The sequence below is a fragment of the Mesorhizobium sp. P2_F5 genome (assembly GCF_056403715.1).
This window is the reverse complement of the sequence record NZ_JBFUEY010000009.1, coordinates 297,365-311,085: the sequence shown is the minus strand read 5'-3', so window position 1 is coordinate 311,085 and position 13,721 is coordinate 297,365. Positions and strand designations below refer to the sequence as shown.

Sequence of the window (13,721 nt, the reverse complement as noted above, 5' to 3'; positions counted from 1 at the left end):
ACTCAATCCCCGGCGACGAAGAATGTCCACTGTCCGGCGGGCGTGATGCCGACGCGGTAGAAGATGTAGGCGCCGAACTGCTTCATGTCGTCATAGTCGCCGGCGGTGACGATCTTGAACAGTTCGACCCGCTGTTTGGCATTGAGCTTGTCCAACGGCAGGGCGAAGAAATACGGCCAGACATAGAGCTCCTGCGGCGTGCCGATGTCGACATGGACATAGCCGGCATTGAGCACCTCTTCCATGATGGCGAGGATTTCCTGGCCTTCCTTGTCGCCTGAAAGCCCCTTCAGGAAGGCGATCGGATCGCCCTCGATCTCGCCCAGCGACAATTGGGTCATGGTGTCGCCCTTGCCGATCAGCGGCCGCAGCTTCTCGATGTCGCCGCTGACGCAGGCTTCGACCATCAGGTCGTGCATGCGCCTGACCGGCTCCGGCAGCTTGGAAAGGTCGTAGACGACTTCAGGCACCGGCGCATCGGGTTCGGCCCGCGGGTTGGCCACGCCACCATCGTCGGTCGGTCCTTCCGGCTCGCTTTGTTCGGGTTCTGCGGGCGATTTCGGCTGGCTGGCCGCCGGCGGCGTCGTGCCGGGCAAATCGGGCATCGGCACGGAATTTTCGGACGGAGCCGTCTCGCCGTTGGCCGGCGGCGCAGCCGGCGCCGGTAGTTCCTCGCGCTTGATCTCGCTGAGTGCATGGGCGGGGCTGCTGGTCAGGACAATCGCCAGCGGAACTGCGGCGCAGGAAGCGGCAAGCCAGATGCTGAGGACCAGTCCACGAGGCTGGCCTGACATCGAAAAATTCACCGCTTGCCTCTCCTTGGGCCTGGGCTCCTTCAGGTGCCAGGCATGATGCCCAAACGGCGCGCCGTCGTCAAAGAACCGATCACGGCGCCGGAGCGCCGGTTTGCGCCCAGAGGGACGCAGGCAGATCTAGTGGCGCAGCCGCTCCGGCTCGAAAGCGCCGGCGATCACCTTTTCACGCATGCGGTCGAGCAGGGCAAGGGCCGAGGTCTCGCCATTAGCGCGCAGCATCTCGCCGAACGCCGTTTCAAGTGCCGCCTCGGCAATGATTTCCGGCTCAATGCCGGCCGACAGACCTTCCGCCCAGGCCTCGCTATGGCTTTCCACCGCGGTCAGGCGCTTTTCTTCCCTGACCAGCGCGTCGATGTCGTTGACGCCATGTTCCATTGCGATGTCCACCCTTTTCAAGCGGCGATCCGACGTGTCGGATCCGGCTTGGGCTGTCCCTATCTCCACGCAGGCTAAGTAAGTATTTGTAAATACGACATTTTTTTGATCGTGTTTGACAAACTTCATCGCCAGCGTTCGGTCCGGTTCAAACTTAGCCGATTAGACCGGCGAGCGGGATGAAAACCTTCAGTTTGAGTTAATTCCACATCCGCGCGCTAACGTTTCGTTAATACTGTTGCCAAAGTGCAACACCAAGATTGCATCAAGGCGCCGCGGATACAAGGCTGGATGCTCGAAAAGGTGTTGGCTATGACGCTGTCCGGCGCCCGTCAGTTGCCGTAACGCGAGGCGATGTCGCGCGACAGCGTCTCGCCTTCCTTCATGTAGCGGCTGATCGCTTCGGTCGCCGATGCCGTGCATTGCGTATAGGTGCCGCCGAAGGAGCGGTAGCCGCGATTGAAGCTGGCGATGAAGCGGGCGCGCCGCTCGGGATCGGGATTTTCCGATTCGATCAGCTTTTCCATCTCGGTGCGCCACTGGTCGCCTTTTTCGCCGCACAGATTGCGCAGAAAATGCAGCGATCCCAGCACCTCGGCCAGCCGCATCAGCCCAGGCTCGAACGGCGACTCGGCGGCCAGTGCCGGCTGCACGGCGAAAGCCGTGCTGGCGGCGAGGCATGCGGCGAGGAAGAGCGCGGCGCGGGTCATAAGTCTATCTGGCGAAACAATTTGTCGCCTGCAAGGCGATTCTCTGGGTTCAGATACCGGCACCGCTTGTGCCCAGAAGCTCCTCAGTGACCTCAAACACGTCGCCCGCCAGCGGCATGTCGGTCATTTCGTTGAGCGTATAGAAGGCGGCGGTCTCGGCGTCGTCGCTGGCCGTCGCTTCGCCGCCGGCATAGACAGCGCCGAACACCGTCAAGAGATAGTCGACCGGGTGATTCTCGCCGCTGCCGTCGATGTGGATATCCCGAAGCGGACGATAGGCTTCCGCCCGCAGCCCGGTCTCTTCCAGCAATTCGCGCGCCGCCGCCTCCTGCAGCGTCTCGCCGGGTTCGACCTTGCCGCCGGGAAAGGCGTAGACCCCTTGCGAGGGCGGCTGCGCTCGCTTGACCAGCAGCACCGTCGTGCCGCGCACGACGGCGACGGAGACGGCGGGAAGTGTCTTGCGCTGTTCGTTCATCGATCTCGATTCGCCTCGCCGAGGCCAGACCCTTGTGGACCGGTCGGCGGCAAGCAGCTTTAGCGGTTGCGCAACGCCGGTTCCATCGCCACTTTCGCGATCGGATCATTTCATCGAGCTTGCCCATGTGCGGACGCTTTGCCCTGACGGCCACTCCGGACCAGACCGCTGCCTTGCTCGGCCTGGCGGAACTGGAGGATTTTCCGGCCCGCTACAACATCGCGCCGACGCAGCCGGTGCTGATGGCGCTGTCCGGACCGCCGCGCATGCCGGGCTCGAATTTTCCGGATCGCCAGGCGATGCTGGTGCGCTGGGGTCTGATCCCGGCCTGGGTCAAGGACACCAGGGAATTTCCGCTGCTGTTCAATGCGCGCTCGGAAGGAGCGGCGGAGACGGCCTCGTTCAAAGCCGCGATGCGCCATCGCCGCGCATTGGTGCCGGCCTCCGGCTTCTATGAGTGGCAGCAATCGGGCAACGGCAAGAAGGGCCAGCCCTACTGGATCCGGCCGAGGCATGGCGGGCTAGTCGCCTTTGCCGGGCTGATCGAGACCTATGCCGAGCCCGGCGGCTCGGAGATGGACACCGGCGCCATTCTCACCGTCAACGCCAATGCCGGCATCGCCCATATCCATGACCGCATGCCGGTGGTGATCGCGCCTGAGGATTTCGCCCGCTGGCTGGACTGCCGCACGCTCGAACCGCACGACGTGGCCGATCTGCTTAGACCCGCACAGCCCGATTTCTTCGAGGCAATTCCGGTCTCCGACCTCGTCAACAAGGTCGCCAACACCGGGCCGGAGATACAGGACATGGGCATCGTCGGGCCTGAGCCCGAGAAGGTCAGGCGCCAGAAGCCCGGCGCGGACGGCAGTCAAATGACGCTGTTTTAGAGCACGATCCCAAGAAGCCAGTCTTCGGGAAGAACCTGCTCAAAATAGGAAGAGCTGTTGTTTTCAGGCGCTCTCAAGCACCTCAGCCTTCCCATGCCGGCACGCGCCTTGTCGGCGGCCGGCGAGCCCTAAGCAATTCCAGGAAAAGTGTGAGCGGTTTCCGTCCGGAATTGCGTAAAAACAAAGAGCTCAGGCAGCGCGGGGCGAGGTGATTTTCGGCGCCGGCTTCTTCTTCTTTGCGGTGTGCAGAAGGGCGGCGACGATCGCGGCCGGGCCGATCGCACGGTAGTGGTTGGCAAGCGCCGGTTGCTTGGCGCGGCTCGATTCCTGCTTGGTTCGTGACATCAATCTCTTCCCTGGTAACATTTCCGTGTCTGCGTTTGCCGGCCGAATCTGACCGAATCGTGACCTCTGGTGAACTAGCCGGCGAATGTTTCATGACTGTGCCGACATGTTTAATAAAATGTTTCAGTGCCTCTTGACCTGTGATCCAGCGACGCTTTTGCCGGAAGTTGCGACTTGACGGCAACACCGGCCAAGGCGATAAAGCCGCCCATGAAAACGTTTTTCGCCATTTGTGGCATTTGCATTATTGGCTAGCCTCGCGCTGGTCCGGACGTTTTCGCCTCATCTTTCCCCAGAGTGGACAAACGCCCCGGCCAGCAGGCTGGAGCCCGATTTGTGCCTTGGCACAGGACGGCTCTAACCAGAACTTAGTTGACCAGAAGGGCACGCATGTCTGACGCATCGAAGGGTCTCAGCCTCTACAACACGCTAACGCGGACGAAGGACGTGTTCGTCCCGATCGACGCTGCGAATGTGCGCATGTATGTCTGCGGCCCGACCGTCTACGACTTTGCCCATATTGGCAATGCGCGGCCGGCGATCGTCTTCGACGTGCTGTTCCGTTTGCTGCGTCACCTCTACGGCGAGGCGCACGTTACGTATGTGCGCAACATCACAGATGTCGACGACAAGATTAACGCCCGCGCGCTGCGCGATTTCGGCCCCGAGATCGCATCCGGAAAACTGACGCTCAACGAGGCGATCCGCCGCGTCACGGAAAAGACCGCCGACCAGTACCATAGGGATGTCGCCGCACTCGGTTGCTTGCCGCCGACGGTCGAGCCGCGCGCCACCGAGTTCGTGGCGCGCCGCGCCGACGGCAAGGCCGACATGATCACCCTCATCGAGCGCCTGATCGAGCGCGGCCATGCCTATGTCGCCGCCGGCGAGGTGCTGTTCGACACCGCCTCGATGCCGGATTACGGAGAACTGTCGAAGCGCAATCTCGACGAACAGCAGGCCGGCGCTCGCATCGCCGTCGATGCGCACAAGAAGAACCCCGGCGATTTCGTGCTGTGGAAACTGTCGTCGCCGGAAGAGCCCGGCTGGGACAGCCCGTGGGGCAGGGGCAGACCCGGCTGGCACATCGAGTGCTCGGCCATGTCGGCCGCCTATCTCGGCGACGTCTTCGACATCCATGGCGGCGGCCTCGATTTGATCTTCCCGCACCACGAGAACGAGATCGCCCAATCGCGCTGCGCGCATGGCACCGACGTCATGGCCAATGTCTGGATGCACAATGGCTTCCTGCAGGTCGAGGGCCAGAAGATGTCGAAGAGCCTCGGCAATTTCTACGCCATCGCCGAGCTGCTGGAGACTGAGACCTTCGGCGGCCGCAAATGGCCGGGCGAGGTGCTGCGGCTGGCAATGCTGATGACGCATTACCGCGAGCCGATCGATTTCTCGGTGCGCAAGCTGGAGGAGGCCGAAAACACACTGCGCAAATGGAAGCGCGCAGCCGATCTCACCCCGGCCGCAGGACAGGTGCCGGCAGAGGTGGTGGCGGCGCTTTCGGACGATCTCGCCACCTACGCCGCCTTCCAGCAGTTGACGCAGCTTGCCGGCGAGGCGGCGGAGGGTAACGAAGCCGCCGCCTCGCTGAAGGCATCGCTGCTGTTCCTCGGCTTCGACGTCGCTTCGGCAGACGTGGATGAGGAAAGCGTCGCCAAGGCGATCGCCAAGCGCCTTGCTCTGATCGGTGCGAAAAGCTGGCCCGAAGCCGACCGCATCCGCGACGAGCTTCTGGCGCAAGGCGTGCAGTTGAAGGACGGCAAGGACCCTGTGACGGGCGAACGCGTGACGACATGGGAGGTCAAGCGGTGAGAGCGGCGCGAGACACCCCCCTCTGTCCTGMCGGACATCTCCCCCTCAAGGGGGGAGATTGGACGTCACTTGGGCTTTCGCCAATCGCCTACGTCGAAAGTTGTGCGCCGTCATCGAAGCTGCTGATCTCCCCCCTTGAGGGGGAGATGTCCGGCAGGACAGAGGGGGGTGCCTCGCGATGAACCATTATCGCGTATCTCCCGTCAATCGTGGCAACGCGCGCAAGATGCGCAAAGCCATGACAGACGCAGAGCTAAAACTCTGGAATGAGATACGCGCGCACCGGCTCATGGGGCTGGCCTTTCGCCGCCAAATGCCCATCGCCGGTTACATCGTCGACTTCGCCTGCCCGACCAAAAAACTGATTGTCGAATTGGACGGCTCTCAGCACGCTAGGGCCGAAACTTCTGCATTTGATGCGGCAAGAGCGGCAAAGCTCGAAGCGCTGGGCTGGACCATCCTGCGCTTCTGGAACGACGACGTCATCCGCGATATCGACAATGTCTGCCAGCACATCGTGATCGAGTCCGGCCTGGCCGGCGCCGAAATGCCGGCACGCGAACCAGCAAGGGAGGCAGTTTCATGATCGACCATCTTGGCATCAACGTTGCCGATTTCGACGCTTCGAAGGCCTTTTATGACCAGGCGATGGCGCCGTTGGGCGCGTCGCTGATCTACATGGTGCCGCTGGAATATACCGGCGGCGCGAAGGTCGGCGGCCATGGCCGCGACCGGCCGGTGTTCTGGCTGCAGGCCGGCACGGACGAGCCCAGGACCCATCAGCACGTCGCCTTCACCGCGCGTAGCCGCGCCGAGGTCGATGCCTTCCATGCCGCGGCTGTTGCCGCCGGCGGCAAGGACAATGGCGGGCCGGGCCTGCGGCCGCACTACCATCCGAACTACTATGGCGCCTTCGTCTTCGATCCCGACGGTAACAATGTCGAGGCCGTCTGCCATGCCCCGGAATAAATATGAAACGGAGTGAGACGCGATGAGCCTCGACAACCGACCGATCTACACCGGCGGCTGTCAGTGCGGCGCGGTGCGCTTTCGCGTCGAAGGTACGCTGGGTGATGCCTCGATCTGCCATTGCCGCATGTGCCAGAAAGCGTTCGGCTCCTTCTACGCGCCGCTGGTTTCGGTGCGCGGCGCCAGGCTCGACTGGACGCGCGGTGAGCCGAAATATTTCGCCTCGTCCAGCCATGTCGACCGTGGTTTTTGCGCCAATTGCGGGACGCCGCTGACCTTTACCGCGCCCGACGGCGTCGGCCTCGCCATTGGGGCATTCGACAATCCGGCTGAAATCGTGCCGCTGATCCAGTGGGGCACAGAGGCGAAGCTGCCCTATGTCGACACCCTTCCGCAATTGCCCGGCGAGGACACGATGGCCGACATGTCATCGGCTCCTTATCTTGCCGAGCTCGTCTCCTACCAGCATCCCGACCACGACACCGAACAATGGCCGCCAGAGGAAAAATCATGACCGATGAAATTCGAACCGGCGGCTGCCAGTGCGGCGCCGTGCGCTTCCGCATCAAGGGCAAGCTCGGCCGCCCGTCCATCTGCCATTGCCGTATGTGCCAGAAACAATTCGGCTCGTTCTTTGGTGCGCTGGTGACGGTGCCCAAGGACGGCGTTGAATGGGTGCGCGAGGAGCCGACCTATTTCCAGTCGTCGGTCAACATCGATCGCGGCTTTTGCGCCCGTTGCGGCACGCCGCTGACCTATCGCCAGCCGGGCGCGCTGGAGATCGCCATCGGCGCCTTCGACGATCGCTCGGATCTCGCACCGCAGATCCAGGTCAACTACGCCGTCCGGCTGCCCTGGGTGGAAACGATCTTCGACCAGCCCATACATCAGGATCCCGACTTCTATACCCGGCAGGAGCAGATCATTTCCTTCCAGCACCCTGACCACGAAACCACGGACTGGCCAGCGCACGGTCTGCAGATATGAGCATTGAAATGAGCAGTGAACTTCGCACTCTTTACCCCGAGATCGAGGCCTTCGAGTCCGGCATGCTCGATGTCGGCGACGGCCACCAGATCTATTGGGAACGCTCCGGCACCAAAGGCGCCAAGCCGGCCGTGTTCCTGCATGGCGGTCCCGGCGGCGGCTTCTCGCCAAAACATCGGCAGCTGTTCGACCCAAAACTTTACGATGTCATCCTGTTCGACCAGCGCGGCTGCGGAAAATCGACCCCCAACGCCTCGCTCGACGCCAACACCACCTGGCATCTGGTCGCCGATATCGAGCGCCTGCGCGAGATGTGCGGCTTCGACAAATTGCTGGTGTTCGGCGGCTCCTGGGGCTCGACGCTGGCGCTTGCCTATGCCGAGACCCATCCCGACCGCGTCAGCGAACTCGTCGTGCGTGGCATCTACACGCTGACCCGCGCCGAACTCGAATGGTACTATCAGTTCGGCGTGTCCGAGATGTTCCCCGACAAATGGGAACGTTTCCAGGCGCCGATCCCGCAGGCCGAGCGCGGCGACATGATGGCCGCCTACCGCAAGCGGCTGGTCGGCTCCGACCGCACGGCGCAGCTGGAAGCCGCCCTTGCCTGGAGCCTGTGGGAAGGTGAGACGATCACGCTGCTGCCGGAGCCGGAGACCAGCGACAAGTTCGGTGAGGACGATTTCGCCATCGCTTTTGCCCGCATCGAGAACCACTATTTCGTCCATGCCGGGTGGCTGGAAGAAGGCCAGCTGCTGCGCGATGCGCATAAGCTGAGCGACATTCCCGGCACCATCGTCCACGGCCGCTACGACATGCCGTGTCCGGCACATTACGCCTGGGCACTGCACAAGGCCTGGCCGAAGGCGGATTTCCACCTCATCGAAGGCGCCGGCCATGCCTATTCGGAGCCGGGGATCCTCGATCGGTTGATCAGGGCAACGGACCGGTTTGCGGGGAAATGACGATGCCAAGTCTCACCCCCCTCTGTCCTGCCGGACATCTCCCCCTCAAGGGGGGAGATCGGCTATCGCGCAGGTTTTCGCAAACCTGCAACGCTGCAAGTAAGGGTGAGGCATTCGAACTGCCGATCTCCCCCCTTGAGGGGGAGATGGCCGGCAGGCCAGAGGGGGGTGCTCGCGCGCCCACAAAACAATGACAAAGCAACGCCTCCATCTCTTCGACACCACATTGCGCGACGGCCAGCAGACGCCGGGCATCGACTTTTCCGTCGAGGACAAGATCGCGATTGCAAAACTGCTCGACGACTTCGGCATGGACTATGTCGAGGGCGGCTATCCCGGCGCCAATCCGACCGACACCGCCTTCTTCCAGCAGAAGCGCACGGCGAAGGCAAAATTCGTCGCCTTCGGCATGACCAAGCGGGCAGGCGTGTCGGCGTCCAACGATCCGGGTCTGGCGGCGCTGGTGCAGTCGAAGTCCGACGCCATCTGCTTCGTCGCCAAGAGCTGGGACTATCATGTCCGCGTTGCGCTCGGCTGCACCAATGAGGAAAACCTCGACTCCATCAAGGCTTCCGTCGAAGCAGCAATCGCTGCCGGCAAGGAGGCGATGGTCGATTGCGAGCATTTCTTCGACGGCTTCAAAGCCAATCCGGACTACGCGCTAGCCTGCGCCAGGACGGCCTACGATGCCGGTGCGCGCTGGGTGGTGCTGTGCGACACCAATGGCGGCACGCAGCCCTCTGAGGTGCGCGCCATTGTCGACAAGGTCATTGCTGCCGGCATTCCGGGCGACCATCTCGGCATCCATGCCCATGACGACACCGGCCAGGCGGTTGCGAATTCGCTGGCCGCCGTCGAGGCCGGCGTTCGCCAGATCCAGGGCACACTGAACGGCATCGGCGAGCGTTGCGGCAACGCCAATCTGGTCTCGATCGTGCCGACGCTGGCGCTGAAGCCGGCCTTCGCCGATCGGTTCGAAACGGGCATTTCGGCCGAGGCGCTGACCGGCATCTCGCGGCTTTCCCGCGCCTTCGACGAATTGCTCAACCGCGCGCCGGAGGCGCAGGCGCCCTATGTCGGCGCCTCGGCCTTCGCCACCAAGGCCGGCATCCATGCCTCGGCGCTGGCCAAGGAGCCGGCGACCTATGAGCATGTCGAGCCGCAAGCCGTCGGCAACCGCCGCCGCGTCATGGTCTCCGACCAGGGCGGCAAGGCCAATTTCCTCGCCGAACTGAAGCGGCGCGGCATCGACGTGCCGAAGGACGATCACCGTCTCGACGCGCTGATATCGGTGGTCAAGGAGCGCGAGGCCGAAGGCTACGCCTATGAAGGCGCGGATGCCTCCTTCGAGCTCTTGGCGCGCAAGATGCTGCACGGCCTGCCGGAGTTCTTCAACGTCACCTCGTTCCGCTGCATGGTCGAGCGCCGCTTCGACGCTAACGGCCAGTTGAAGACGGTCTCCGAAGCCATCGTCAAGGTGATGGTCGAGGGCGAGGAGAAGATGTCGGTGGCCGAAGGCCACGGCCCGGTCAACGCGCTCGACATCGCGCTGCGCAAGGATCTCGGCAAGTTCCAGGGCGAGATCGCCGACATGGAACTGGCCGACTTCAAGGTGCGTATCCTCAATGGCGGCACGGAGGCGATCACGCGCGTCCTGATCGAATCGCATGACGGCACCGGAGCCCGCTGGTGGACAGTCGGCGTGTCGGAAAACATCATCGACGCCTCCTTCCAGGCGCTGATGGATTCCATCGTCTACAAACTGATGAAAAACCGCGACATGGCGGGACTGGTGGCAGCGGAGTAGGACCGGCCCCCTTTCCTCGCCCCGCCGCGCGGGGGCGAGGAACTGCTGTTCGACGTCCACCCATCAGAAAAAATCCATTGATCCATCAGCAATTTGGGATGGTTTTGAGCACCCCGCTGGCGCATAGCGTTGGCCCATGGCCAGCGAAACGATCCAGTCCGACGCAGACTCCAAAGCCCGCCGCGGCTTCCTGCTGGCGCTGGGCGCCTATCTCCTGTGGGGGCTGTTGCCCTTCTACATGAAGGCCGTCGCGCATCTGCCGCTGATCGAGGTGATCGCCCATCGCATCGTCTGGTCGGTGCCGATTGCCGCTGCGGTGCTGGTATGGGCCGGTCGCACCGCCGATTTCAAAGCCGCGATCCGCTCGCCGCGTAGCATCGCCATGGCGGCGCTGACGGCGACGCTGATTTCGGTCAACTGGGCCATCTATGTCTGGGCGATCTCGGTCGACCGCACCGTCGAGACCGCACTCGGCTACTACATCAACCCGCTTGTCGTCATCGTTGTCGGCGCACTGGTGCTCGGCGAGAAACTCGACCGGCTGCAGATCGCGGCCGTGGCACTGGCAGGGGTCGCGGTCGCGGTGCTGACCATCGATGCCGGCAAACTGCCCTGGGTGTCGCTGGCGCTGGCGTTTTCCTTCGCCGCCTACGGTTTTTTCCGCAAGACGCTGCCGATCGGTCCGAGCCAGGGTTTTCTGCTCGAAGTGCTTTTGCTGTCGGTGCCGGCGCTTGGCTACATCATCTTCCTGATCGCCACCGGCCAGGACCATTTCATCTCCAGCAACGGCACCGACACGGCGTTGCTGATCGGCTGTGGTCCGGTCACCGCGGTGCCGCTGCTTCTGTTCGCCGTCGGCGCCAAGCTGTTACGCCTCTCCACCATCGGCATCATGCAATATATCGCGCCGACCATGGTGTTCCTGATCGCCGTGCTTGCTTTCGACGAGCCCTTCGGCACCACGCAGGCGATTGCCTTCGCGCTGATCTGGGCGGCATTGGCGATGTATTCCTGGTCGATGTTCCGTGGCCGTGAAATCCGCCCGGTGGTCGTGGCCGCGAAATAGGGTCTCCTTCCATGTACGTGCTGCATATCGCCAACAAGAACTATTCGTCATGGTCGCTGCGGCCATGGGTGCTGATGCGAACGCTCGATATTCCGTTCGAGGAGCGGCTGACGCCGTTCCCGACCGGGTCTAGCTTTGATCTCTACCGGTCGTTTTCACCCAGTGGCCGCGTGCCTTGCCTGGTCGATGACGGCTGGGCGGTCTGGGATTCACTGGCTATTGCTGAGTATCTCGCCGAGCGCCATCACGGTGTGTGGCCGGTCGAGGCCAAGGCACGGTCCTGGGCGCGTTCGGCCGCCGCCGAAATGCATTCGGGCTTCACCGCCTTGCGCGGCGCCTGTCCGATGAATTGCGGCTTGCGTGTAAAGCCGTTGCCGATGTCCGATGCGCTGAAGCAGGATCTCTTCCGGTTGGGCGATCTCTGGAATGATGGCCTTGCCCGGTTCGGCGGGCCGTTCCTTGCCGGCGGCCATTTCACCGCCGTCGATGCCTTCTTTGCCCCGGTGGCGTTCCGTGTACTGTCCTATGGGCTCACTTTCGAAGGTGCGGCTGCCGGCTATCCCGCGCAATTGCTTGGCTTGCCGGCGGTGCAGGAATGGTATGCGGCGGGCCTCGCAGAGACCTGGCGTGAACCGGACCATGAAGCGGAAGTCGCTGCCGCCGGCACCGTCACCGAGGATCTTCGCGCCACCGCGTGAAATCCGCAGGGCGGGCGCTACATGCGCCCGAGCCGCCTGACGAACAGGTAGGTCGCTGCGGCGATCACGATCGAAACCGCCGAAACCACCCAGAAGCCCATGGGCGTGTTGACCATGGGCAGGCCGCCGACATTCATGCCGAACAGGCCCGAAATGATGGTCATCGGCAACAGCACCGCTGTCATCACCGACAGCACATAGAGCAACTGGTTCGACTGCATCGTCAGCTTGGCCATCAATTCGTCCTGCAGCAGCCTTGTGCGCGCCTGCAACTGCTCGCCGTCGTGATAGAGCGTGTGCGCCCGGTGCGAGAGCCTTGTCGCCATGTCGTTGATCGGGTCAGGCAGCTCGTTGCGATGCGAATGGTCGAGATGGCGGAACAGGTTTGTGAGCGTCGCCATCTGCCGGTGGATGACCACCAGCTGACGGCGCGCCTCGACCAGCGACTGCCGCTCGCTGTGCCAGGCATCGCGCACGATGCGGTCCTCGATGCCGTCCAGCGTATCGCCAAGGCCATGGAGCTCCGCCGCCATGCCGTCGAGCGACTGGCCCATGACCGCCTCGATCAGGTCGGCCGGCGAGCGGAATTTGCGCGAGCCGCTCTCCACTGCCTTGCGGACAAGATCAACCGATTCCAGCGGCTGCTTGCGCGCGCCGATCAGCATTTTTTCGTTGAGGGCGAAGCGGAAATGGCCGAGCCCGCGCGCCTCCGCCGAATAGTCGTGGCGCAGGTCCGGCAGGTCGCCATAGAGCCAGTCATCCTCGAGATCGATGTGGCAGCCCTGGCTGGCGCCGAGGAAAGCTTCGCGGACCGGGGCAGGTAAAGCCTGCTCCGCGGCGATCTCGCGGCGGGCGCGCAGGTCGGACAGCTGGTAACTGCGCCATGTCCACGCAGCCTCGGCCGCATCCTTGGTGCGCAGGCCCTCGGCCGTGAAATGATAGATGAAGAACAGCCCGTGTTCGTCGGGCAGGTAAGGCGACAGGGGAGTGCCTTCCGCGTTGAGAGCGATGTTCACGGCTCGCCTCGCCAGATCCAGATTTCGACTACGCCGACGCGCGGATGCCGGCCCCTCTTTCGTAACACGAGGCAGGCGGGTTCCGTGTGACAGTTTCTTGACAGGCGATCACAGTCTGTCGATCAGCGACGTCCGGCCTCAGAGATCCTTGCGGAAAAGATGCAGGCGATGCAGCGGCCTGGCATTGGACTTTTGCTTCTGGGCGAGGCTGGCCTTGTTGCTGTCGCCTATCCAGGTGTTGCAGCATCGCGGCTAATGGCGGGCGAAGAGGGCACGACAAGGCAGTATTGAGTAGATTATTTGGGCGCACTTGGCGTCGAGGCCAGCAAATAGCCGGTGGCGCGGATCGCCGCCGGCTGCGTGGTCGCGGTGAGGACCAGCGCTTCGGTCCAAGTCCGGGGGTAGGGCGCAAGCGGCACCACTGCGGCAATGTCCATCATGCCGGCCTTGACCAGCGGCAAGGTGGCGAGGTGGCCGCGCACGTCGGCGTCGCTGGCCTCGAACATCATGCCGCTGCCCGGCAAGTCGCCGCGGTTCCACACCTGGCGCACGGCGCCTTCGGCATAGAGCGTGCGGCGCCGTTCGGCCTCGCCGGGCAGCAGCGGCGCGAAATCGGCGTCGGTTCTGTCGGTGCTCGGCTGCCTCTATGCGCTGCTCGTGCCGCTGCCCTCGATGGTCTGGCTTTCGGTAAACGCGATGCAGAACGTGAGCTTTGATTCGACTGCCGCGCATGATGAGCTATGATCGGTAGCGTCATTCCCACCAACCGCGATTTGGGA

The 13,721-nt window shown here is 63.2% G+C and carries 18 protein-coding genes; 11 read left to right on the top strand and 7 right to left on the bottom strand.

Annotated features, from left to right (window positions below; all coding sequences use genetic code 11):
* Window positions 1–2: 2 nt before the first annotated feature.
* The 4 genes from AC1DYO_RS15885 to AC1DYO_RS15870 all read right to left on the bottom strand — a co-directional run bounded on the left by AC1DYO_RS15885 (window position 3) and on the right by AC1DYO_RS15870 (window position 2,375).
* Window positions 3–806 carry a hypothetical protein gene (locus tag AC1DYO_RS15885; protein WP_477264712.1) on the bottom strand — a complete coding sequence of 268 codons (804 nt, stop codon included), beginning with the start codon at window positions 804–806 and terminating at the stop codon, window positions 3–5.
* A 126-nt stretch (window positions 807–932) separates the two neighbouring features.
* On the bottom strand, window positions 933–1,190 hold the full coding sequence (locus AC1DYO_RS15880) for a hypothetical protein (RefSeq protein WP_008874920.1): 258 nt from the start codon (window positions 1,188–1,190) through the stop codon (window positions 933–935).
* A 332-nt stretch (window positions 1,191–1,522) separates the two neighbouring features.
* Window positions 1,523–1,900 carry a TIGR02301 family protein gene (locus AC1DYO_RS15875; protein WP_477264710.1) on the bottom strand — a complete coding sequence of 126 codons (378 nt, stop codon included), beginning with the start codon at window positions 1,898–1,900 and terminating at the stop codon, window positions 1,523–1,525.
* A gap of 49 nt (window positions 1,901–1,949) precedes the next feature.
* Window positions 1,950–2,375, bottom strand: a complete 426-nt coding sequence (locus AC1DYO_RS15870; RefSeq protein ID WP_477264708.1) for an NUDIX hydrolase — start codon at window positions 2,373–2,375, stop codon at window positions 1,950–1,952.
* Window positions 2,376–2,500: 125 nt separating this feature from the next.
* Between AC1DYO_RS15870 and AC1DYO_RS15865 the strand changes: the two genes are divergently transcribed.
* Window positions 2,501–3,265, top strand: a complete 765-nt coding sequence (locus tag AC1DYO_RS15865) for an SOS response-associated peptidase (RefSeq protein ID WP_477264706.1) — start codon at window positions 2,501–2,503, stop codon at window positions 3,263–3,265.
* A 189-nt stretch (window positions 3,266–3,454) separates the two neighbouring features.
* On the opposite strand, the gene AC1DYO_RS15860 is transcribed toward AC1DYO_RS15865, so the two are convergent.
* Complete coding sequence (locus AC1DYO_RS15860; protein ID WP_112560752.1) at window positions 3,455–3,610, bottom strand: hypothetical protein; 156 nt, start codon at window positions 3,608–3,610, stop codon at window positions 3,455–3,457.
* Between the two features lie 390 nt (window positions 3,611–4,000).
* Between AC1DYO_RS15860 and cysS the strand changes: the two genes are divergently transcribed.
* From cysS to AC1DYO_RS15815, 9 genes are all read left to right on the top strand, one after another.
* On the top strand, window positions 4,001–5,434 hold the full coding sequence (cysS, locus tag AC1DYO_RS15855) for a cysteine--tRNA ligase (RefSeq protein ID WP_477264704.1): 1,434 nt from the start codon (window positions 4,001–4,003) through the stop codon (window positions 5,432–5,434).
* A gap of 178 nt (window positions 5,435–5,612) precedes the next feature.
* Entirely contained in the window at window positions 5,613–6,020 is a 408-nt protein-coding gene (locus AC1DYO_RS15850; RefSeq protein WP_477264702.1) for an endonuclease domain-containing protein, read from the top strand.
* The gene (locus tag AC1DYO_RS15845; RefSeq protein WP_477264700.1) at window positions 6,017–6,403 is read left to right on the top strand and encodes a VOC family protein; all 387 of its coding nucleotides are present in this window, start codon (window positions 6,017–6,019) and stop codon (window positions 6,401–6,403) included. Before AC1DYO_RS15850 ends, AC1DYO_RS15845 begins: the two co-directional genes overlap by 4 nt.
* Before the next feature lie 22 nt (window positions 6,404–6,425).
* Complete coding sequence (locus AC1DYO_RS15840) at window positions 6,426–6,917, top strand: GFA family protein (RefSeq protein WP_477264698.1); 492 nt, start codon at window positions 6,426–6,428, stop codon at window positions 6,915–6,917.
* Window positions 6,914–7,390, top strand: a complete 477-nt coding sequence (locus AC1DYO_RS15835) for a GFA family protein (RefSeq protein WP_477264696.1) — start codon at window positions 6,914–6,916, stop codon at window positions 7,388–7,390. The genes AC1DYO_RS15840 and AC1DYO_RS15835 overlap by 4 nt, the downstream gene beginning before the upstream one ends.
* 8 nt (window positions 7,391–7,398) lie before the next feature.
* Window positions 7,399–8,355 (top strand): prolyl aminopeptidase, encoded by a 957-nt coding sequence (gene pip / locus AC1DYO_RS15830; protein WP_477264694.1) that lies wholly within the window; start codon window positions 7,399–7,401, stop codon window positions 8,353–8,355.
* 190 nt (window positions 8,356–8,545) lie between these two features.
* Window positions 8,546–10,162, top strand: coding sequence for a citramalate synthase (cimA, locus tag AC1DYO_RS15825; protein ID WP_477264692.1), 1,617 nt, complete (start codon window positions 8,546–8,548; stop codon window positions 10,160–10,162).
* A gap of 136 nt (window positions 10,163–10,298) precedes the next feature.
* A complete protein-coding gene (rarD, locus tag AC1DYO_RS15820) occupies window positions 10,299–11,228 on the top strand; it encodes an EamA family transporter RarD (RefSeq protein ID WP_477264690.1) in 930 nt (309 codons plus the stop codon).
* Between the two features lie 11 nt (window positions 11,229–11,239).
* Complete coding sequence (locus AC1DYO_RS15815) at window positions 11,240–11,926, top strand: glutathione S-transferase family protein (protein ID WP_477264688.1); 687 nt, start codon at window positions 11,240–11,242, stop codon at window positions 11,924–11,926.
* 17 nt (window positions 11,927–11,943) lie between these two features.
* Here AC1DYO_RS15815 and AC1DYO_RS15810 read toward each other — a convergent pair whose 3' ends face one another.
* The gene (locus AC1DYO_RS15810) at window positions 11,944–12,942 is read right to left on the bottom strand and encodes a transporter (protein WP_477264686.1); all 999 of its coding nucleotides are present in this window, start codon (window positions 12,940–12,942) and stop codon (window positions 11,944–11,946) included.
* Window positions 12,943–13,238: 296 nt separating this feature from the next.
* Window positions 13,239–13,493 carry a hypothetical protein gene (locus AC1DYO_RS15805; RefSeq protein WP_477264684.1) on the bottom strand — a complete coding sequence of 85 codons (255 nt, stop codon included), beginning with the start codon at window positions 13,491–13,493 and terminating at the stop codon, window positions 13,239–13,241.
* A gap of 19 nt (window positions 13,494–13,512) precedes the next feature.
* Here AC1DYO_RS15805 and AC1DYO_RS15800 point away from each other — a divergent pair, with 19 nt between their 5' ends.
* On the top strand, window positions 13,513–13,686 hold the full coding sequence (locus AC1DYO_RS15800) for a hypothetical protein (RefSeq protein ID WP_477264682.1): 174 nt from the start codon (window positions 13,513–13,515) through the stop codon (window positions 13,684–13,686).
* Window positions 13,687–13,721 lie beyond the last annotated feature (35 nt).